The sequence below is a fragment of the Enterobacter sp. MGH 37 genome (assembly GCF_000534515.1).
GTDB classification, from domain to species: Bacteria; Pseudomonadota; Gammaproteobacteria; order Enterobacterales; family Enterobacteriaceae; genus Enterobacter; species Enterobacter kobei.
The window spans coordinates 1,604,116-1,623,648 of the sequence record NZ_KI973206.1 but is presented as its reverse complement, the minus strand read 5'-3'; the positions used below and the strand labels follow the sequence as shown (position 1 = coordinate 1,623,648).

At 54.0% G+C, this 19,533-nt stretch carries 20 protein-coding genes, 1 tRNA gene and 2 rRNA genes (1 of these 23 only partly in view); 13 read left to right on the top strand and 10 right to left on the bottom strand.

Features of this window, described 5'->3' with window-relative positions; all coding sequences use genetic code 11:
- Positions 1 to 86 precede the first annotated feature (86 nt).
- Positions 87 to 617, top strand: coding sequence for a lipocalin family protein (locus tag L383_RS03625; RefSeq protein ID WP_014882210.1), 531 nt, complete (start codon positions 87 to 89; stop codon positions 615 to 617).
- On the opposite strand, the gene sugE is transcribed toward L383_RS03625, so the two are convergent.
- A complete protein-coding gene (gene sugE, locus L383_RS03630; RefSeq protein WP_014882209.1) occupies positions 614 to 931 on the bottom strand; it encodes a quaternary ammonium compound efflux SMR transporter SugE in 318 nt (105 codons plus the stop codon). The two genes, L383_RS03625 and sugE, sit on opposite strands and share 4 nt — an antisense overlap.
- A 258-nt stretch (positions 932 to 1,189) precedes the next feature.
- Between sugE and L383_RS03635 the strand changes: the two genes are divergently transcribed.
- Positions 1,190 to 1,789, top strand: coding sequence for a response regulator transcription factor (locus L383_RS03635; RefSeq protein WP_023331840.1), 600 nt, complete (start codon positions 1,190 to 1,192; stop codon positions 1,787 to 1,789).
- Between the two features lie 37 nt (positions 1,790 to 1,826).
- Here L383_RS03635 and ecnB read toward each other — a convergent pair whose 3' ends face one another.
- The 3 genes from ecnB to efp all read right to left on the bottom strand — a co-directional run bounded on the left by ecnB (position 1,827) and on the right by efp (position 2,828).
- Positions 1,827 to 1,973: a lipoprotein toxin entericidin B gene (gene ecnB, locus L383_RS0124315; protein ID WP_003025482.1), complete on the bottom strand. Its 147-nt coding sequence runs from the start codon at positions 1,971 to 1,973 to the stop codon at positions 1,827 to 1,829.
- 108 nt (positions 1,974 to 2,081) lie between these two features.
- The gene (locus L383_RS03640; protein WP_013095266.1) at positions 2,082 to 2,213 is read right to left on the bottom strand and encodes an entericidin A/B family lipoprotein; all 132 of its coding nucleotides are present in this window, start codon (positions 2,211 to 2,213) and stop codon (positions 2,082 to 2,084) included.
- A 48-nt stretch (positions 2,214 to 2,261) separates the two neighbouring features.
- Entirely contained in the window at positions 2,262 to 2,828 is a 567-nt protein-coding gene (gene efp, locus L383_RS03645; RefSeq protein WP_014882207.1) for an elongation factor P, read from the bottom strand.
- Between the two features lie 40 nt (positions 2,829 to 2,868).
- Here efp and epmB point away from each other — a divergent pair, with 40 nt between their 5' ends.
- A complete protein-coding gene (gene epmB / locus L383_RS03650) occupies positions 2,869 to 3,897 on the top strand; it encodes an EF-P beta-lysylation protein EpmB (RefSeq protein ID WP_023331838.1) in 1,029 nt (342 codons plus the stop codon).
- Positions 3,898 to 3,962: 65 nt separating this feature from the next.
- Here the strand turns inward: epmB and L383_RS03655 are convergent, their stop codons facing one another.
- Positions 3,963 to 4,316 carry a DUF4156 domain-containing protein gene (locus tag L383_RS03655; RefSeq protein WP_014882205.1) on the bottom strand — a complete coding sequence of 118 codons (354 nt, stop codon included), beginning with the start codon at positions 4,314 to 4,316 and terminating at the stop codon, positions 3,963 to 3,965.
- A gap of 232 nt (positions 4,317 to 4,548) precedes the next feature.
- Between L383_RS03655 and L383_RS03660 the strand changes: the two genes are divergently transcribed.
- From L383_RS03660 to iadA, 3 genes are read left to right on the top strand one after another with little or no spacing between them, the layout of a single operon-like run.
- On the top strand, positions 4,549 to 5,214 hold the full coding sequence (locus L383_RS03660) for a nucleoside recognition domain-containing protein (protein ID WP_023331837.1): 666 nt from the start codon (positions 4,549 to 4,551) through the stop codon (positions 5,212 to 5,214).
- Complete coding sequence (locus tag L383_RS03665) at positions 5,195 to 5,656, top strand: YjiG family protein (RefSeq protein ID WP_014882203.1); 462 nt, start codon at positions 5,195 to 5,197, stop codon at positions 5,654 to 5,656. Before L383_RS03660 ends, L383_RS03665 begins: the two co-directional genes overlap by 20 nt.
- A gap of 10 nt (positions 5,657 to 5,666) precedes the next feature.
- A complete protein-coding gene (gene iadA / locus L383_RS03670) occupies positions 5,667 to 6,830 on the top strand; it encodes a beta-aspartyl-peptidase (protein WP_023331836.1) in 1,164 nt (387 codons plus the stop codon).
- A 73-nt stretch (positions 6,831 to 6,903) separates the two neighbouring features.
- Here iadA and groL read toward each other — a convergent pair whose 3' ends face one another.
- Entirely contained in the window at positions 6,904 to 8,547 is a 1,644-nt protein-coding gene (gene groL / locus L383_RS03675; protein WP_014882201.1) for a chaperonin GroEL, read from the bottom strand.
- A 31-nt stretch (positions 8,548 to 8,578) separates the two neighbouring features.
- Positions 8,579 to 8,872, bottom strand: coding sequence for a co-chaperone GroES (locus L383_RS03680; RefSeq protein WP_003855929.1), 294 nt, complete (start codon positions 8,870 to 8,872; stop codon positions 8,579 to 8,581).
- Between the two features lie 179 nt (positions 8,873 to 9,051).
- Here L383_RS03680 and yjeH point away from each other — a divergent pair, with 179 nt between their 5' ends.
- Entirely contained in the window at positions 9,052 to 10,299 is a 1,248-nt protein-coding gene (yjeH, locus tag L383_RS03685) for an L-methionine/branched-chain amino acid transporter (RefSeq protein WP_023331835.1), read from the top strand.
- A 24-nt stretch (positions 10,300 to 10,323) separates the two neighbouring features.
- Here yjeH and L383_RS03690 read toward each other — a convergent pair whose 3' ends face one another.
- Positions 10,324 to 10,788 (bottom strand): FxsA family protein, encoded by a 465-nt coding sequence (locus tag L383_RS03690; RefSeq protein ID WP_014882199.1) that lies wholly within the window; start codon positions 10,786 to 10,788, stop codon positions 10,324 to 10,326.
- A gap of 335 nt (positions 10,789 to 11,123) precedes the next feature.
- Between L383_RS03690 and aspA the strand changes: the two genes are divergently transcribed.
- From aspA to L383_RS03720, 6 genes are all read left to right on the top strand, one after another.
- Positions 11,124 to 12,560, top strand: coding sequence for an aspartate ammonia-lyase (gene aspA, locus L383_RS03695; RefSeq protein ID WP_003855923.1), 1,437 nt, complete (start codon positions 11,124 to 11,126; stop codon positions 12,558 to 12,560).
- A 115-nt stretch (positions 12,561 to 12,675) separates the two neighbouring features.
- Positions 12,676 to 13,977 carry an anaerobic C4-dicarboxylate transporter gene (locus L383_RS03700; RefSeq protein ID WP_023331834.1) on the top strand — a complete coding sequence of 434 codons (1,302 nt, stop codon included), beginning with the start codon at positions 12,676 to 12,678 and terminating at the stop codon, positions 13,975 to 13,977.
- A 113-nt stretch (positions 13,978 to 14,090) separates the two neighbouring features.
- Positions 14,091 to 14,414, top strand: a complete 324-nt coding sequence (cutA, locus tag L383_RS03705; RefSeq protein ID WP_023331833.1) for a divalent cation tolerance protein CutA — start codon at positions 14,091 to 14,093, stop codon at positions 14,412 to 14,414.
- Entirely contained in the window at positions 14,390 to 16,093 is a 1,704-nt protein-coding gene (locus L383_RS03710) for a protein-disulfide reductase DsbD (RefSeq protein WP_023331832.1), read from the top strand. The genes cutA and L383_RS03710 overlap by 25 nt, the downstream gene beginning before the upstream one ends.
- A 49-nt stretch (positions 16,094 to 16,142) precedes the next feature.
- Entirely contained in the window at positions 16,143 to 16,718 is a 576-nt protein-coding gene (locus L383_RS03715) for a transcriptional regulator (protein ID WP_023331831.1), read from the top strand.
- A gap of 127 nt (positions 16,719 to 16,845) precedes the next feature.
- Positions 16,846 to 16,921: transfer RNA gene (locus L383_RS03720), tRNA-Phe, on the top strand.
- Between the two features lie 217 nt (positions 16,922 to 17,138).
- On the opposite strand, the gene rrf is transcribed toward L383_RS03720, so the two are convergent.
- A 5S ribosomal RNA gene (rrf, locus tag L383_RS03725) occupies positions 17,139 to 17,254 on the bottom strand.
- A 64-nt stretch (positions 17,255 to 17,318) separates the two neighbouring features.
- Positions 17,319 to 19,533: ribosomal RNA gene (locus L383_RS25395) — 23S ribosomal RNA — on the bottom strand (it continues 814 nt past the right edge of the window).

The following is a 19,533-nucleotide window of genomic DNA, read 5'->3' as shown; positions in this document are numbered from 1 at the left end:
TGGTGCTAACGCCCACCCGGCCTGCAAAATTCCCGCATTTTCCCTGCTGTCATCTACACTTAACAAAAAACAGTAAGGAAACTCCTATGCGCATTCTGCCTGTTATCGCCGCGGTGACAGCCGCGTTTTTAGTGGTTGCCTGCAGTTCCCCTACCCCACCTCCTGGTGTCACTGTCGTCACGCCTTTTGACGCACAACGCTTTCTCGGAACATGGTATGAAATCGCCCGCCTCGACCATCGGTTCGAACAGGGTTTAGAGAAGGTGACTGCACATTACAGCACGATGGAGGATGGGGGTATTCAGGTTATCAACCGGGGCTATAACCCCGATCGGCAGATGTGGCAGCAGTCTGTCGGGAAAGCATACTTCACCGGCGACCCGCGACGGGCCGCGCTCAAAGTCTCTTTCATTGGCCCCTTCTATGGCGGCTATAACGTGATAGCGCTCGACAGAGAGTACCGTCACGCACTGGTCTGCGGGCCGGATCGCAACTATCTGTGGATTCTTTCCCGCACGCCAACCATTTCGTCGGAGATGAAACAGCAGATGCTGGATGTCGCGACCCGGCAAGGGTTTGATGTGTCGAAACTCATCTGGGTTAAACAGCCCCACTAATGGGTGCTGAGCTTCAGTCCAATGATACCGGCCACAATCAGGGCGAGGCTGGCGATACGCGCCAGGCTCGCTGACTCACCCAGCAACAGAATGCCGGTAATTGCAGCCCCCACGGCACCAATCCCCGTCCAGACAGCATAGGCTGTTCCCACGGGCAGGGAACGCATCGCCCATGAGAGCAGAACAATACTCACAATCATCGCAGAAACGGTAATGACGCTGGGCGTCAGGCGGGTAAAACCGTGGGTGTACTTAAGACCAATCGCCCATACCACTTCGAGCAGGCCGGCAATAAAAAGAATAATCCAGGACATCTCAGGCTCCTTAACTTAAATAAGTTGGGGCCGTCCCCGATGAAGAAAGCGCTTACGGGTCGTCCCGCAAGGCAGATAACGCCTCATATTTTGGTTAACGTGCGATTTTTTTTCAATCATTTTCTGCTGACCCCCTTAAGGCCAGAAATAGCCGCAGTAAGGCGCGCAGTTCAGGCATTTATTACTCATCGGACTTCTCTATGATGATGTGCTTTCTGATGGCAGGAAGCCAAACCACTAGCCGACTGCGAATAAAATATGTTCAAAATACTTTTGATTGACCGTTGTCACTTTACCCGCGCGGGGTTTGAAGCATGGCTCAATCATTCCGGTTTATTCCCGGGACATTACGTTGTGACCGGGCTGAACAATCTTTTCCTCGCCAGAGAGCACATTCTGCAATGGAAACCCTCACTGGTTATCGCTGACCTGCATGGTTTCAGGCAGGATACTCCCCATTTCCAGCAATTCTCTTCCTTACTGAATGCCAGCGAAAAACTCCCCTTTATTATGTTGCAATCGGGAGAGGACAGAGACATGACGGCCTGGCTGGAGAACTTCCCGGTCTGGTCTTCACTCATGAAAAATGCCCGTCTTGAGGAACTCGCCACGGTTATTAATGAAGCGTTAATTTCGGGCTCAGACACGCACAGACCAACAGTGGCCACGCCGTTGCTGACCCGCCAGGAGGAGAAAGTGCTGACAATGTGGATGGACGGCGCAAGCAATCAAAAAATTGCCGCTCACCTGAGTATCAATGGGAAAACGGTATATACCTACAAGCGAAATATCCGCATGAAGCTGCATATGGACACGCGCTTTTCCCCGTTTTTATCTCCGCAGGGTACAGAAAACTGACGGTACGAAACCCTTCTGGTTCCGTACCGTTAATTAATTACTGCTGTGCTTTTGTTGCCGCACCAGAGATTGCACTACCACCTTCAGAAATATCCTGACCAACGCCACGCGTGGTATTACAGGCAGTTAATACTGAAGAAAGTACCAGGACTGAAAAGATCGCTGCAATTGTCTTCTTAACCATAATATCTTCCTTTTATAGCCAAAGTTGTTTTGTGTATAGCAACTTAAGAATAGACAAGATCCCGCCGATTGACGGACAAGGAAGCATTTTTCGGAAAATTAGACGAGCTTAGCTGGCCGCGTGAGAAATGATATGCCCAAGATCCTGGATATCTTCCCCCATGCCGCGCGTGGTGTTACAGCCGGAAAGCAATGCACTGGAGAGCGCTAACAGAAGCAGAATTTTAACGGTACGTTTCATCATCCCTGCCTGCAAAAATCAGGCGCAGCGGGCGCTGCGCCCTGACTATTACTTCACGCGTGATACGTATTCGCCGGAGCGGGTATCCACTTTGATCACTTCGCCAGTCTGTACGAACAGTGGCACTTTAACCACAGCACCGGTAGACAGCGTCGCTGGTTTACCGCCAGTACCGGCAGTGTCACCTTTCAGACCTGGATCGGTTTCAACGATTTCCAGCTCAACAAAGTTTGGTGGAGTAACAGCGATAGGCTGACCGTTCCACAGGGTCACGATGCACTCAGCCTGATCCAGCAGCCATTTTTCGCTATCGCCAATCGCTTTCGCGTCAGCAGACAGCTGCTCGAAGGTTTCGTTGTTCATGAAGTGCCAGAACTCACCGTCGTTGTACAGGTAAGTCAGGTTCATATCCACAACATCTGCGCCTTCAGCGGAGTCGGTAGACTTGAAAGTTTTCTCAACGCGGGTACCGGTCAGCAGGCGGCGCAGCTTAACGCGTGCGAATGCCTGGCCTTTACCTGGTTTAACGAATTCGCTGGCTTCAACCGCGTACGGTTCGCCGTCCATCATGATTTTAAGACCAGCACGAAAATCGTTGCTATAGTACGTTGCCATAAGGCCCTCTAAATTTGTTAACTGGTAGCTAAGCCACAAAATGGCGCATATTGTAACCCTAAACACCCCGTCCAGAGAAGATTGGTTATCGCAACTTGCCGATGTAATCACCAGTCCTGATGAATTGCTGCGTCTTTTAGACCTCGATCAGCACCCAGAGTTGCTTGCGGGCCGCGAGGCAAAGCGCCTTTTCGCCCTGCGCGTTCCACGCGCGTTTGTTGCGCGCATGGAGAAAGGCAATCCTGACGATCCGCTTTTAAAACAAACCATTACCTTGCAGGATGAGTTCATTACTGCACCAGGGTACAGCACCGATCCCCTGGAAGAGCAGAACAGTGTGGTACCGGGTTTACTGCATAAGTATCTCAACCGCGCCCTGCTGCTGGTCAAAGGCGGCTGCGCGGTAAATTGCCGTTATTGCTTCCGTCGGCACTTCCCTTACGCCGAAAACCAGGGAAATAAGCGCAACTGGCAGGTCGCGCTGGACTATATCGCCGCCCATTCAGAGCTGGATGAGATTATTTTTTCCGGCGGTGACCCGCTGATGGCAAAAGATCATGAGCTGGACTGGCTATTAACCCAGCTTGAGGCCATCCCGCACATCAAACGTCTGCGTATTCACAGCCGTTTACCGATTGTCATTCCGGCACGCATTACTGACGGACTGGTGTCGCGCCTGGCGCAATCCCGCTTGCAGGTGCTGCTGGTGAACCATATTAACCACGCGAATGAAATTGACGATGCATTTCGCGCGGCCATGGCGCGCCTGCGTCAAGTGGGGGTCACGCTACTAAACCAGAGCGTGCTGCTGCGTGGGGTAAATGATAGCGCCCGCGTGCTGGCCGACCTCAGCAACGCCCTGTTTGATGCGGGGGTCTTGCCCTATTACCTGCATGTGCTGGACCGCGTGCAGGGTGCGGCGCACTTCATGGTGACCGATGAAGAAGCCCGACAGATTATGCGCGAGCTGTTAACGCTGGTTTCAGGTTATATGGTACCCAAGCTGGCGCGCGAAATTGGCGGAGAGCCAAGTAAGACGCCGCTGGATTTGCAGCTGCGGCAGCACTAAAAGGCAGGTGGCGCTACGCTTACCTGCCCTACAGGGTCCGGGCGCAGCGCCATCACCGCGTTAACTCAGTTCGGGCACTTGTAGACCTGGCCGCTCATCTGGCTGGCGGTTGGCACGAAGCTGGAGAGCATTCCCTGCGTTGGGCTACTCACGCCGTAAATCACATTGCCGCCCATCGCCGCAGCCTGGTTACGCAGGGCATTCGCCGCACCGCGCATAGAGCCGCCCTCTTCACCATGCTGTCCCGACATCCAGTTGCTTTGCTCGCCCGTGGCCGTGCCTAACAGCTGGCATTCGCTACCCGGCTTATCTTCCACAAAGCGAACACCCTGGCCCGCCGCCGACAGCTCATTGCTGGAGCTACAACCCGCCAGCAGCAATGCTGCCCCTACAATCCCTGCACAGACTTTTACGCGCATGTTATTCCTCGTTTTCAATAAGCTGGACAGTAGTTGTCCGTGTCTAAATCTTATACCTAAAAGATGACCAAAAGAAAAATGCCGAGCATTTCTGCGAGCCAGATTCCGCCAGGCACTCCTCCGACATCTTAAATGAATTCTGATAATAGCCTTTGGGATATCGTGTTTTAGCCCTCGATCGTATGTAGTGGTGCGACGTACAACTTTTGTACGCAATGAAAAAGGGGGTTTCATGAGTGCATCATCCTCAGGAGAGGAAAAAGTGACATGGGTAGGCTATCTGGCGTTTGTACTCACCATCGTATTTTTCTCCGGTTTTTTCGCCAAAAGTACTGAATGGTGGCGCGTGCTGGACTTTACCGTCTTAAACGGTAGCTTTGGACCGGTCAACGGCGCCCTGACGTTTCGCGGCACGGGCGGAACGGGGGCGAAAGACGGGTTTTTATTTGCCCTTGAACTGGCGCCCTCGGTCATTTTATCGCTCGGGATCATTGCCGTCACCGAAGGTCTGGGCGGACTGCGTGCCGCACAACAGCTGATGACGCCTATTTTGCGTCCGCTGCTTGGCGTGCCGGGGATCTGCTCTCTGGCCCTTATCGCCAACCTGCAAAACACCGATGCGGCGGCAGGTATGACCAAAGAGCTGACCGACGACGGAGCAATTACCGACCATGAACGCGCCATTTTCGCTACCTTCCAGACCAGCGGAAGCGCCATTATTACCAACTATTTTTCTTCCGGCGCCGCGCTTTTCACGTTTATTACCGTCCCGGTGATCGCGCCGCTGGCCGTCATTCTGGTATTCAAATTTGTTGGCGCTAACTTCCTGCGACTGTGGATCGCCCGTATGGAAGATCATCGTATTCAGGAGGAAAAAAATGATCGCCCAGCCGCGTAAAAATATCATGGACATGTTTATTGATGGTGCCCGTCGCGGCTTTACCATCGCGACCACCAGCCTGCTGCCAAACGTGGTCATGGCATTTGTCATTATTCAGGCGCTGAAGGTGACGGGCCTGCTGGATATCGTGGGCAATGTTTGCGAGCCCGTCATGGCGCTCTGGGGGCTTCCGGGCGCGGCGGCAACGGTCCTTCTGGCCTCGGTGATGAGTATGGGCGGCGGCGTGGGGGTCTGCGCCAGTCTGGTCGCCGCCGGCTCACTCAACGGTCACGATGCCACCATCCTGCTGCCCGCCATCTATTTGATGGGCAATCCGGTGCAAAATACCGGCCGCTGCCTGGGTACCGCAGGCGTGAATCCGAAATATTACCCGCACATTATTACGGTTTGCGTCATTAACGCCCTGCTCTCAATGTGGGTGATGCAGCTACTCTTCTGAGGAGATAAAAATGGATTTTTCAGTTCTGGAACCCCATCTTTTCCGCAACGCACATCTCTACGCCCCGGAGGATCGGGGACATTGCGATCTGCTGATCGCTGGGGGAAAAATTGTTGCGATCGAAAAAGCGGGGCATGCAACAACGCGGATGGCGTGTCCTGAAACCGATCTCGCCGGAGCGGTGATTTGCCCGGGATTTATCGATCAGCACGTGCATCTCATCGGTGGCGGCGGTGAAGCGGGGCCCCACACCCGCACGCCGGAGGTGCGGCTGTCTGCGCTGGTAGCAGCAGGTATCACCTCCGTGGTTGGCCTGCTGGGCACCGACGGCGTCACCCGACACCCTGAATCACTGCTGGCAAAAACACGAGCGCTTGAGCATGAAGGGATCAGCGCGTGGATGCTGACGGGCGCGTACGGACTGCCTTCTCCGACGATTACCGGCAGTATTGAAAAAGATGTGGCGCTGATCGACAAAATCATTGGTGTGAAATGCGCGATTTCCGATCATCGCTCTTCCGCGCCAGCGGACGATCGGCTCGCCAGCATGGCCGCCCAGTCACGCGTCGGCGGGCTATTGGGTGCCAAAGCGGGGATTTCCGTTTTTCACCTCGGCAACAGCCCGAAGCTGCTGGAGCCGCTCCTTAACATTCTGAATAACGCTGACGTTCCCCGCAAGAAGCTGCTGCCCACCCACGTTAACCGCGGTGAGGCGCTCTTCCTCGCCGCGCTAAACTATGCTCGCGAAGGGGGTTATATCGATATCACCACCAGCATCAGCGAACCCATTGATGCCGCCACCGCCATTGCGACAGCCCGCGAAGCGCAGGTGCCGTTTAACCGTCTCACGCTCAGCTCGGACGGTAACGGTAGCCAGCCGAATTTTGACGCAAATGGCAACCTGGTAGGCATTGGCGTGGCAGGGTTCGAATCCCTTCCGGAAACCCTTCAGCAGTTGGTCAGCCGCTATCACCTGCCGCTGGAGGAGGCGCTTCTGCCATTTACGCGTAATGTGGCGGAGTTTCTCGGGCTGGAGCATAAAGGACGGATCGCGCCCGGATGCGATGCCGATTTCCTGGTGTTGACGGACGATCTAAAAATCCACGAGGTCTGGGCGAAAGGCCGCCAGATGGTGCGAGAAGGTGTTGTGTGCGTGAAAGGCACCTTTGAGTAGCTGCTGGACAGGCAATAAAAAACCCCGGGCATCGCTGCCCGGGGTTCGTTCTGAGAGGTTCAGAACAACATGATTACATCATGCCGCCCATACCACCCATGCCGCCCATACCAGCAGCACCTAAGTCAGGCGCGTCGCCTTTAGGCATATCAGTAACCATGCACTCGGTAGTGATCATCAGGCCAGCTACAGATGCCGCATACTGCAGAGCAGAACGGGTAACTTTAGTTGGGTCCAGAATACCGAAGTCGATCATGTTGCCGTATTCTTCAGTTGCCGCGTTGTAACCGTAGTTACCTTCGCCCGCTTTCACGTTGTTCGCAACCACAGATGGCTCTTCACCGGCGTTAGAAACGATCTGACGCAGAGGCGCTTCCATTGCGCGCAGCGCAACTTTGATACCCACGTTCTGGTCTTCGTTCTGTGCAGTCAGGCCAGCCAGTTTAGCGGCAACACGCACCAGCGCAACGCCACCACCAGCAACCACGCCTTCTTCTACCGCAGCACGGGTCGCGTGCAGGGCATCGTCAACGCGCGCTTTTTTCTCTTTCATTTCAACTTCGGTCGCAGCACCGACTTTGATAACGGCGACACCGCCTGCCAGTTTCGCTACGCGCTCCTGCAGTTTTTCACGGTCGTAATCAGAGGTTGCTTCTTCGATCTGCTTACGGATCTGACCAACACGGCCCTGAATAGCGGCTTCTTCACCCACACCGTCGATGATGGTGGTGGTGTCTTTGTTGATCACAACGCGTTTTGCCTGGCCCAGGTCTTCCAGGGTCGCTTTTTCCAGCTCCATACCGATCTCTTCAGAGATAACGGTACCGCCAGTCAGGGTAGCGATATCCTGCAGCATCGCTTTACGACGATCGCCGAAGCCAGGTGCTTTAACCGCAGCCACTTTCACGATGCCACGCATGGTGTTAACCACCAGGGTCGCCAGCGCTTCGCCTTCAACATCTTCAGCGATGATAACCAGCGGTTTGCCTGCTTTCGCAACGGCTTCCAGCACTGGCAGCATTTCGCGGATGTTGGAGATTTTCTTGTCAGCCAGCAGGATGAACGGGCTTTCCAGCTCAACAGCGCCAGTCTCTGGCTTGTTGATGAAGTATGGAGACAGGTAGCCGCGGTCGAACTGCATACCTTCAACCACGTCCAGTTCGTCTTCCAGACCGGTACCGTCTTCAACGGTGATAACGCCTTCTTTACCGACTTTGTCCATCGCTTCAGCGATCAGTTTACCTACGGTTTCGTCGGAGTTAGCGGAGATGGTACCTACCTGAGCAATGGCTTTGGAGTCAGAGCACGGTACGGACAGCGCTTTCAGCTCTTCAACAGCGGAAGCGACAGCTTTGTCGATACCACGTTTCAGATCCATTGGGTTCATGCCCGCAGCAACGGCTTTCAGACCTTCAGTGATGATAGCCTGCGCCAGTACGGTCGCGGTGGTGGTACCGTCACCTGCAGCATCGTTCGCTTTAGAGGCAACTTCTTTCACCATCTGCGCACCCATGTTTTCGAACTTGTCTTCCAGTTCGATTTCACGTGCTACAGAAACACCATCTTTGGTGATGGTTGGCGCGCCGAAGGATTTATCCAGCACTACGTTACGGCCTTTCGGGCCCAGGGTCACTTTAACTGCATCGGCCAGTACGTTTACGCCGCGGAGCATTTTTACACGAGCGTCGTTACCGAATTTTACGTCTTTAGCTGCCATGTTCTTATTTCCTCAAATTCTCGTGCGTAAATTACGCTTCAACAATTGCCAGAATGTCGCTCTCGGACATGATCAACACTTCTTCATTGTCGATCTTCTCGGATTTCACGCCGTAGCCATCGTTGAAAATTACGATGTCACCAACTTTAACGTCCAGCGGCTGCACAGTTCCGTTTTCCAGGATGCGGCCCTTACCGACAGCGATGATTTCGCCACGCGTTGATTTGGCTGCAGCAGAACCGGTCAGAACGATGCCGCCAGCAGACTTGGTTTCAACTTCTTTACGTTTGACGATCACACGATCATGTAACGGACGAATACTCATTGATAGCTCTCCTTTGAGAAAGTCATTATCAGTTATGGATGACGCCGGCCCGCATGCGGTTTTCCGACTAGTGCCCTGAGAGATGGGGATAGCTTTTTCCCCCTTCAAGGGGGAGTTGAAAAAAAATTTTGCGAAAGTGTTACCATCCCCTCTCTTTTGGTATTGGCAGGACGATGTCAATGAGTGGACTTAAACAGGAGTTGGGACTGGCGCAGGGCGTTGGCCTGCTCTCAACCTCCTTGTTAGGTACGGGCGTATTTGCCGTACCCGCACTGGCGGCGCTGGTAGCAGGCAATAACAGCCTGTGGGCGTGGCCGGTGCTGATTGTGCTGGTGTTTCCGATAGCCATTGTGTTTGCCATCCTCGGGCGGCACTTCCCTGACGCAGGCGGTGTGGCGCACTTTGTCGGGCTGGCGTTTGGCCCGCGACTGAAGCGTGTTACCGGCTGGCTGTTTCTCTCGGTGATCCCGGTGGGTCTTCCTGCGGCATTGCATATTGCAACCGGCTTTGGACAGGCGCTTTTTGGCTGGCATAACGAGCAGCTCCTGCTGGCTGAACTGGGTACGCTGGCCATCGTCTGGTGGGTGGGCTCACGCGGCGCCAGCTCAAGTGCAAACCTGCAGACGCTGGTTGCGGTACTGATTGTTGCGCTCGTTGCGGCTGTCTGGTGGGCGGGCAATATCACAATTAAGGACATTCCCTTCCCGGCAGCGACAAACATTGACCATTCACAGCTTTTCGCCGCCCTTGCCGTTATGTTCTGGTGTTTTGTGGGTCTCGAAGCGTTCGCCCATCTGGCCTCTGAATTTAAGCAGCCTGAGCGCGATTTTCCGCGCGCGCTGATGATTGGCCTGCTGCTGGCAGGAACAGTTTACTGGGCCTGCACCGTGCTGGTATTGCACTTCAACGCATTCGGTGCGGATAAAGCGGCTGCCGCGTCACTGCCGGGCATAGTGGTACACCTGTTTGGCGTAAAAGCGCTGTGGGTCGCATGTATGATTGGCTATCTCGCCTGTTTTGCCAGCCTGAATATTTATATCCAGAGCTTTGCCCGTCTGGTGTGGTCGCAGGCGCTTTATAATCCTGAAAGCCGTCTTGCGCAGTTGTCCAAACGTCAACTTCCGGTGAATGCACTGAATACCGTGCTGGGCTGCTGCGTGTTGAGTACGCTGGGTATTTACGTACTGAAAATCAATCTGGATGCCCTGATCGTCTACGCCAACGGCATTTTCATTATGATCTATCTGCTGTGCATGCTGGCGGGCTGTCGTCTGCTGGAAGGCCGTTATAAAGCACTGGCGGTCGTCGGGGGTGTGCTTTGCCTGCTGTTGCTGGCAATGGTGGGATGGAAGAGTGTGTATGCCATCGTCATGCTGGCAGGGCTGTGGCTGTTTTTACCGAAGCGGCAAAACCCGCAGGCCCGGTGAGCGATGCGCCACCGGGCAAAAAAATCACCGATCGTCTTTGTGGTCTAAACGGTCGTGCTGTTCATCCTTACGCTGATACTCCCCTTCAAACGTATCGCCCGGGCCCGTACTGAAGCCACCGCCCGGCATACGGCTAAAACGCAGATGCGGCAGCAGCTTCATGGTCAGGTGTTTTTGCACTGGCGGCAGAAGCAGCAAAAGGCCGAGGAAGTCGGTAAAGAAGCCAGGCAGAATAAGCAGCAGACCCGCGATAATCAGCGACACGCTTTTGATCATCTCTTCTGCCGGGCTTTCGCCTGCAGCCATCTTCTGCTGCATTATCAGGAAATTTTTGAAACCCTGGTTACGCACCAGCGACATGCCGATGACGGAGGTGAAAATCACCAGAACCAGCGTCAGCAGGACGCCCAGTACATGGGCAACCTGGATAAAAATGGAAATCTCAATGTAAACATAGAGAAAGAAAGCAATAAATGGTATCCAGCGCACTGGCATCTCCTGTAGGGCAGGTGCCGTCAGGCCCCTGTCTGAATGTGTTCGCGACGCGCGTTTGTATGAAATGGTGGCAGTTAGCGAAAATTCAATCGGTTTGCACGGATATTTTTTCTGGAAATATTAAAGCGGTGACACATTTCACAGATTAATAATTATCATGGAATCGGCTCGATAATAAGTGATCCAGCTTACGGCAATTCGCTATCATCAGCATATGATCTCGAGCATCTGGCTGATTGAGGGAATAATCGTCGGTCAGAAAATATTCAAAACCACATATATACTGTGTGTTTAGTACAATCCATCGGCAGCTTGAAAAGAAGGTTCACATGTTAAACAACATTCGTATCGAAGAAGACTTGTTGGGTACCAGGGAAGTTCCAGCGGATGCCTACTATGGTGTTCACACTCTGAGAGCGATTGAAAACTTCTACATCAGCAACAGCAAAATCAGCGACATCCCTGAGTTTGTCCGTGGCATGGTGATGGTGAAGAAAGCCGCAGCGCTGGCCAACAAAGAGCTGCAAACCATTCCTAAAAGCGCGGCAAATGCGATTATCGCTGCCTGCGATGAAGTGCTGAACAACGGCAAATGCATGGACCAGTTCCCGGTTGACGTCTATCAGGGCGGCGCGGGTACCTCCGTCAACATGAATACCAACGAAGTACTGGCAAACATCGGCCTGGAGCTGATGGGTCATCAGAAAGGTGAATACCAGTACCTGAACCCGAACGACCACGTTAACAAATGCCAGTCCACCAACGACGCCTACCCAACCGGCTTCCGTATCGCGGTGTATGCCTCCGTGGTGAAACTGGTGGACGCCATCAACCAACTGGGCGATGGCTTCCAGCGTAAAGCGGTTGAGTTCCAGGATATCCTGAAAATGGGTCGTACCCAGTTACAGGACGCAGTGCCAATGACGCTGGGCCAGGAATTCCACGCATTTAACGTGCTGCTGAATGAAGAGACCAAAAACCTGCTGCGCACCTCTGAGCTGCTGCTGGAAGTGAACCTGGGCGCAACCGCCATCGGTACGCGTCTGAACACCCCGGATGGCTATCAGCAGCTGGCGGTTCAGAAGCTGGCTGAAGTGTCCAACCTGCCGGTCGTGCCTGCGGAAGACCTGATTGAAGCCACCTCCGACTGCGGCGCGTACGTGATGGTACACAGCGCACTGAAACGTCTGGCGGTGAAACTGTCCAAAATCTGTAATGACCTGCGCCTGCTCTCTTCCGGCCCGCGCGCTGGCCTGAACGAAATCAACCTGCCAGAACTGCAGGCGGGTTCGTCCATCATGCCAGCTAAGGTGAACCCGGTCGTGCCAGAAGTGGTGAACCAGGTTTGCTTCAAAGTCATCGGTAACGACACTACCGTGACGATGGCCTCCGAGGCCGGTCAGCTGCAGCTGAACGTAATGGAGCCTGTGATTGGCCAGGCGATGTTCGAATCTATCCACATCCTGACTAACGCCTGCTACAACCTGCTGGAAAAATGCATTAACGGCATTACCGCAAATAAAGAAGTGTGTGAAGGCTACGTTTACAACTCTATCGGGATCGTCACCTACCTCAACCCGTTCATCGGTCACCATAACGGTGACATCGTCGGTAAGATTTGTGCCGAAACCGGTAAGAGCGTGCGTGAAGTGGTGCTGGAGCGCGGACTGTTGACCGAGGCTGAGCTGGACGATATCTTCTCCGCCCAGAACCTGATGCACCCGGCATATAAAGCGAAACGATATACCGATGAAAGCGAACAGTAACCGTTCAGGCTAGGCTTTTAAAGGCACGTCACTTGTGACGTGCCTTTTTTCTTTTTAGGCGTTACCAAAATACAACAATTCAATATCAACTTGTTAATAAGCAAGGCAGGTCCTTATGTTTGGAGCAGAACTCGTCATCGTCTTGTTGGCGATTTATTTGGGAGCAAGACTCGGGGGTATCGGCATCGGTTTTGCCGGCGGTCTCGGGGTGCTCGTTCTTACCCTTATCTTTCAGATTAAACCCGGCGCAATCCCCTTTGACGTTATCGAAATCATCATGGCAGTTATTGCCGCTATCGCCGCTATGCAGGTGGCAGGCGGTATGGACTACCTGGTGAGTCTGGCGGAGCGTATGCTGCGCCGCCATCCTAAATACATTACCTTCCTTGCCCCGCTGGTCACCTGGTTTATGACCATTCTCGCGGGAACTGGCCACACGGCGTTCTCCACGCTGCCGGTGATTACCGAAGTGGCAAAAGAACAGGGGATTCGCCCGTCTCGTCCCCTCTCTATTGCCGTCGTTGCGTCTCAGATTGCCATCACCGCGTCGCCGATCTCTGCCGCCGTGGTCTTCTTCGCCGGTATCCTTGAGCCGATGGGCGTGAGCTACCTGACGCTGCTGGCGATCTGTATTCCGGTGACGCTGATTGCGGTCATGATTACTGCCGTGCTGTGTAACTTCCTCGGTGCCGAACTGAAAGACGATCCGGTTTACCAGGAGCGTCTGGCAAAAGGTGAAGTGAGACTGCGCGGTAGCCAGGTCTTCGAACTGAAGCCGCACGCAAAGCGCTCCGTACTGCTGTTCCTGATTGGTATCGTCGCAGTGATGTTCTACGCAACCGCCATCAGTGACACCGTGGGGCTGATTCAGAACCCGGTTCTGCCGCGTAACGAAGCGATTGTGGTGTTCATGCTGACTATCGCGACGCTGATTAGTATCACCTGTAAAATCGACACCAGCGAAGTGCTGAACGCCAGTACCTTTAAATCCGGTATGAGTGCCTGCGTGTGTGTACTGGGTGTGGCATGGCTCGGCGATACCTTCGTGAAGGCGCACATCAGCGATATCCAGACCGTAGCCGGCGACCTGCTGCACAACTACCCGTGGCTGCTGGCGGTCGTGCTGTTCTTTGCTGCGACCCTGCTTTACTCCCAGGCAGCAACCACCAAAGCGCTGATGCCTGCGGCACTCATGTTAGGCGTAACGCCGCTGACGGCGATTGCCTCTTTCGCAGCCGTTTCCGCACTGTTCGTTCTGCCAACCTACCCAACCCTGCTGGCAGCGGTTGAAATGGATGACACTGGCTCTACCCGTATCGGTAAATACGTGTTCAACCACGCGTTTCTGATCCCGGGCGTGGTAGCAATTACGCTTTGCGTCATCCTCGGCTTTATCATCGGTGGCATTGTGCTGTAAACCTTCAGCCGTTGTAAAAATAGTTAAAATCGGGCCGCACTGCGGCCCGATTCATTAATGACCAATCGTCTTGCGTGATATAGTGAAGACTTTCGTGATGAGGAGGTCGACTTGTGAACACGCCTGATGCCGTTGTCGTACTGTGTACCGCCCCTGATGAAGCCTCTGCCCAGGATCTCGCCGCCAAAGTGCTGGCCGAAAAATGGGCAGCCTGCGTAACGCTCCTCCCCGGCGCAACCTCCCTTTATTACTGGGAAGGCAAACTGGAGCAGGAGTACGAAGTCCAGATGTTGCTTAAAACCAACCGGGCGAACCAGCAGGCGCTCCTCGACTACCTCAAGTCTCATCATCCTTACCAAACTCCAGAGCTGCTGGTGCTGCCAGTGCTCCATGGCGATAACGACTATCTCACATGGCTCAACGCTTCCTTACGCTGATCCTGCTGCTGTGCAGCACATCAGTATTTGCCGGGTTGTTTGACGCACCCGGCCGTTCAAACTTTATTCCTGCCGACCAGGCGTTTGTTTTCGATTTTCAGCAGAACCAGCACGATCTCAATCTGACCTGGCAGGTGAAAGAGGGTTACTACCTTTACCGCAAACAGGTCAGCATCACGTCCGCAAAGGCTAACGTCGGCGCATTGCAGATGCCCGCGGGCGAGTGGCACGAGGACGAGTTCTACGGTAAGAGTGAAATCTATCGTCAGCGCTTAAACGTCCCCGTCACGGTGAATCAGGCGGATAAAGGCGCCACGCTGACCGTGACGTATCAGGGCTGTGCCGACGCGGGCTTCTGCTATCCTCCTGAAACGAAGGTCGTTCCGCTTACTGAAGTTAAAGCGACTGCCTCCTCTCTCCCCTCGGGGGAGAGGGCCAGGGTGAAGGGAGAAGGCGAAGCCACTTCAGATCTTCCCTTCTCAGCGTTTTGGGCGCTACTGATTGGTATTGGCATTGCCTTTACGCCGTGTGTACTGCCCATGTACCCGCTGATCTCCGGGATTGTGCTAGGCGGTAAGCAACGGCTTTCCACCGCCCGGGCGCTGCTGCTGGCTTTTATTTATGTCCAGGGCATGGCATTAACCTACACGGCGCTCGGCCTCGTGGTCGCCGCCGCTGGATTGCAATTCCAGGCAGCGCTTCAGCATCCTTACGTGCTTATTGGTCTGTCAGTTGTCTTTATTCTTTTGGCGCTGTCGATGTTTGGCCTGTTCACTCTGCAACTGCCCTCTTCGCTGCAAACCCGCTTAACGCTGATGAGTAATCGTCAGCAGGGAGGATCTGCAGGCGGCGTGTTCGCAATGGGTGCAATTGCCGGGCTAATCTGTTCACCCTGCACCACTGCGCCGCTCAGCGCCATCCTGCTGTACATCGCCCAGAGCGGCAATATGTGGCTCGGTGGCGGAACGCTGTATCTTTATGCGCTGGGGATGGGTCTGCCGCTCATTCTTGTGACGGTCTTTGGTAATCGTCTGCTGCCGAAAAGCGGACCGTGGATGGAGACGGTGAAAACCGCGTTTGGTTTTGTCATTCTGGCGCTACCGGTGTTCCTGCTGGAGCGCATCATCGGAGACGAGTGGGGAATGCGTCTGTGGGCGATGCTTGGCGTCGCATTCTTCTCCTGGGCATTTATCGTCAGCCTGGGGGCGAAAAAGCCATGGATGCGCCTTGTGCAAATCCTGCTGCTGGCAGCTGCACTGGTCAGCGTGCGTCCGCTGCAGGACTGGGCATTTGGCACGCCGGTGGGTCAGACGCAGGCGCATCTGGACTTCACCCGCATTAACAATGTCGATGAGCTCAATAGCGCCCTGGCTCAGGCAAAAGGTAAACCGGTGATGCTCGATCTCTATGCTGACTGGTGTGTTGCCTGCAAAGAGTTTGAAAAATACACCTTTAGCGATCCTCAGGTACAAAGCGCCCTGAAAGAGACGGTGTTGCTTCAGGCAAACGTCACGGCCAACAATGAGCAGGATAAGACTCTGCTTAAGCACCTTAACGTACTCGGGCTGCCAACCATTTTATTCTTCAATGAACAAGGGGAAGAGCAGCCAGAACAGCGTGTAACCGGGTTTATGGATTCAACGGCATTCAGCGCGCATTTGCGCAATCGCCAACCGTAAACAACACTTTAGACGGGACATACCGTTGGGAATAGCGGAGGAGATAACCGTGCAACGTGAAGACGTACTGGGACAAGCCCTGCAATTACTTGAGATTCAAGGGATCGCCAGCACCACGCTTGAGATGGTAGCCGACCGTATCGATTACCCTCTGGATGAGTTAACGCGTTTCTGGCCGGATAAAGAGGCCCTGCTTTATGATGCGCTGCGCTACCTTAGTCAGCAGGTGGATATCTGGCGCAGACAGCTGATGCTTAATGAAGAACTGACGGCTGAGCAAAAGCTGTTGGCTCGCTACACCGCCCTGACTGAATGTGTCAGTAACAATCGTTATCCGGGCTGCCTGTTTATTGCCGCCTGTACATTTTATCCCGATCCCGGGCATCCAATACATCAGCTGGCGGATCAGCAAAAGCGTGCGGCGCATGACTTCACTCACGAGCTACTGACAACGCTTGAAGTGGATGACCCGGCAATGGTCGCTAAGCAGATGGAGCTGATACTGGAGGGTTGTCTGAGCCGCATGCTGGTGAATCGTAGCCAGGCCGATGTGGATACGGCGCACCGCCTGGCGGAAGATATTCTTCGCTTTGCTCAGTGTCGTATGGGCGGGGCGTTGACGTAAGCGAATCAGCGAAATTTGGTCTTTTCGGCGCGTAAACCGCCAGATTGCCGTAAAGTTAAGCAATTGAACAGCTTTCCCCGAAATAATGTTGACGATAAGGCGTGATTGCGGTTTAATGCGCTCCGTTGCCCGGATAGCTCAGTCGGTAGAGCAGGGGATTGAAAATCCCCGTGTCCTTGGTTCGATTCCGAGTCCGGGCACCACTATTTAAAGAACCCAGCCTATGGCTGGGTTTTTGCTTTTCTGCGTTTATAAATCCCTTCTTTTATATTCTTGCTTCTCTTTCCGGTGAGATCGTGCAATCTGCTTTGCCGGATGGCGGCTTTGCCTTATCCGGCCTACGGGAAAATTTCAAGGAGAGGAATAAAGCCAAAAGCAAAAAACCCCGCACCTTACGGTACGGGGTTCTTCTTGATTGATGCCTGGCAGTTCCCTACTCTCACATGGGGAGACCCCACACTACCATCGGCGCTACGGCGTTTCACTTCTGAGTTCGGCATGGGGTCAGGTGGGACCACCGCGCTAAAGCCGCCAGGCAAATTCTGTTATCTGTATCAGGCTGAAAATCGTCTCTCACCGCCAAAACACCTTCGGCGTTGTAAGGTTAAGCCTCACGGTTCATTAGTATCGGTTAGCTCAACGCATCGCTGCGCTTACACACCCGACCTATCAACGTCGTCGTCTTCAACGTTCCTTCAGGAGACTTAAAGTCTCAGGGAGAACTCATCTCGGGGCAAGTTTCGTGCTTAGATGCTTTCAGCACTTATCTCTTCCGCATTTAGCTACCGGGCAGTGCCATTGGCATGACAACCCGAACACCAGTGATGCGTCCACTCCGGTCCTCTCGTACTAGGAGCAGCCCCCCTCAATTCTCCAGCGCCCACGGCAGATAGGGACCGAACTGTCTCACGACGTTCTAAACCCAGCTCGCGTACCACTTTAAATGGCGAACAGCCATACCCTTGGGACCTACTTCAGCCCCAGGATGTGATGAGCCGACATCGAGGTGCCAAACACCGCCGTCGATATGAACTCTTGGGCGGTATCAGCCTGTTATCCCCGGAGTACCTTTTATCCGTTGAGCGATGGCCCTTCCATTCAGAACCACCGGATCACTATGACCTGCTTTCGCACCTGCTCGAGCCGTCACTCTCGCAGTCAAGCTAGCTTATGCCATTGCACTAACCTCCTGATGTCCGACCAGGATTAGCTAACCTTCGTGCTCCTCCGTTACTCTTTGGGAGGAGACCGCCCCAGTCAAACTACCCACCAGACACTGTCCGCAACCCGGATCACGGGTCTACGTTAGAACACCAGCCATTAAAGGGTGGTATTTCAAGGGCGGCTCCACGCAGACTGGCGTCCACGCTTCAAAGCCTCCCACCTATCCTACACATCAAGGACCAGTGTTCAGTGTCAAGCTATAGTAAAGGTTCACGGGGTCTTTCCGTCTTGCCGCGGGTACACTGCATCTTCACAGCGAGTTCAATTTCACTGAGTCTCGGGTGGAGACAGCCTGGCCATCATTACGCCATTCGTGCAGGTCGGAACTTACCCGACAAGGAATTTCGCTACCTTAGGACCGTTATAGTTACGGCCGCCGTTTACCGGGGCTTCGATCAAGAGCTTCGCGTTGCCGCTAACCCCATCAATTAACCTTCCGGCACCGGGCAGGCGTCACACCGTATACGTCCACTTTCGTGTTTGCACAGTGCTGTGTTTTTAATAAACAGTTGCAGCCAGCTGGTATCTTCGACTGATTTCAGCTCCACCCGCAGGGGCTTCACCTACATATCAGCGTGCCTTCTCCCGAAGTTACGGCACCATTTTGCCTAGTTCCTTCACCCGAGTTCTCTCAAGCGCCTTGGTATTCTCTACCTGACCACCTGTGTCGGTTTGGGGTACGATTTCGTGTTACCTGATGCTTAGAGGCTTTTCCTGGAAGCAGGGCATTTGTTACTTCAGCACCGTAGTGCCTCGTCATCACACCTCAGCGTTAATAAGGTACCGGATTTACCTGGAACCTCCGCCTACATGCTTAAACCGGGACAACCGTCGCCCGGCTAACATAGCCTTCTCCGTCCCCCCTTCGCAGTAACACCAAGTACAGGAATATTAACCTGTTTCCCATCGACTACGCCTTTCGGCCTCGCCTTAGGGGTCGACTCACCCTGCCCCGATTAACGTTGGACAGGAACCCTTGGTCTTCCGGCGAGCGGGCTTTTCACCCGCTTTATCGTTACTTATGTCAGCATTCGCACTTCTGATACCTCCAGCAACCCTCACAGGCCACCTTCAACGGCTTACAGAACGCTCCCCTACCCAACAACGCATAAGCGTCGCTGCCGCAGCTTCGGTGCATGGTTTAGCCCCGTTACATCTTCCGCGCAGGCCGACTCGACCAGTGAGCTATTACGCTTTCTTTAAATGATGGCTGCTTCTAAGCCAACATCCTGGCTGTCTGTGCCTTCCCACATCGTTTCCCACTTAACCATGACTTTGGGACCTTAGCTGGCGGTCTGGGTTGTTTCCCTCTTCACGACGGACGTTAGCACCCGCCGTGTGTCTCCCGTGATAACATTCTTCGGTATTCGTAGTTTGCATCGGGTTGGTAAGCCGGGATGGCCCCCTAGCCGAAACAGTGCTCTACCCCCGAAGATGAATTCACGAGGCGCTACCTAAATAGCTTTCGGGGAGAACCAGCTATCTCCCGGTTTGATTGGCCTTTCACCCCCAGCCACAGGTCATCCGCTAATTTTTCAACATTAGTCGGTTCGGTCCTCCAGTTAGTGTTACCCAACCTTCAACCTGCCCA

Bases quoted from the DNA above. Each gene is read 5' to 3' on its own strand.
- L383_RS03625 (WP_014882210.1), top strand. From the start codon at position 87: ATGCGCATTCTGCCTGTTATCGCCGCGGTGACAGCCGCGTTTTTAGTG.
- sugE (WP_014882209.1), bottom strand. From the start codon at position 931: ATGTCCTGGATTATTCTTTTTATTGCCGGCCTGCTCGAAGTGGTATGG.
- L383_RS03635 (WP_023331840.1), top strand. From the start codon at position 1,190: ATGTTCAAAATACTTTTGATTGACCGTTGTCACTTTACCCGCGCGGGG.
- ecnB (WP_003025482.1), bottom strand. From the start codon at position 1,973: ATGGTTAAGAAGACAATTGCAGCGATCTTTTCAGTCCTGGTACTTTCT.
- L383_RS03640 (WP_013095266.1), bottom strand. From the start codon at position 2,213: ATGAAACGTACCGTTAAAATTCTGCTTCTGTTAGCGCTCTCCAGTGCA.
- efp (WP_014882207.1), bottom strand. From the start codon at position 2,828: ATGGCAACGTACTATAGCAACGATTTTCGTGCTGGTCTTAAAATCATG.
- epmB (WP_023331838.1), top strand. From the start codon at position 2,869: ATGGCGCATATTGTAACCCTAAACACCCCGTCCAGAGAAGATTGGTTA.
- L383_RS03655 (WP_014882205.1), bottom strand. From the start codon at position 4,316: ATGCGCGTAAAAGTCTGTGCAGGGATTGTAGGGGCAGCATTGCTGCTG.
- L383_RS03660 (WP_023331837.1), top strand. From the start codon at position 4,549: ATGAGTGCATCATCCTCAGGAGAGGAAAAAGTGACATGGGTAGGCTAT.
- L383_RS03665 (WP_014882203.1), top strand. From the start codon at position 5,195: ATGATCGCCCAGCCGCGTAAAAATATCATGGACATGTTTATTGATGGT.
- iadA (WP_023331836.1), top strand. From the start codon at position 5,667: ATGGATTTTTCAGTTCTGGAACCCCATCTTTTCCGCAACGCACATCTC.
- groL (WP_014882201.1), bottom strand. From the start codon at position 8,547: ATGGCAGCTAAAGACGTAAAATTCGGTAACGACGCTCGTGTAAAAATG.
- L383_RS03680 (WP_003855929.1), bottom strand. From the start codon at position 8,872: ATGAGTATTCGTCCGTTACATGATCGTGTGATCGTCAAACGTAAAGAA.
- yjeH (WP_023331835.1), top strand. From the start codon at position 9,052: ATGAGTGGACTTAAACAGGAGTTGGGACTGGCGCAGGGCGTTGGCCTG.
- aspA (WP_003855923.1), top strand. From the start codon at position 11,124: ATGTTAAACAACATTCGTATCGAAGAAGACTTGTTGGGTACCAGGGAA.
- L383_RS03700 (WP_023331834.1), top strand. From the start codon at position 12,676: ATGTTTGGAGCAGAACTCGTCATCGTCTTGTTGGCGATTTATTTGGGA.
- L383_RS03710 (WP_023331832.1), top strand. From the start codon at position 14,390: ATGGCTCAACGCTTCCTTACGCTGATCCTGCTGCTGTGCAGCACATCA.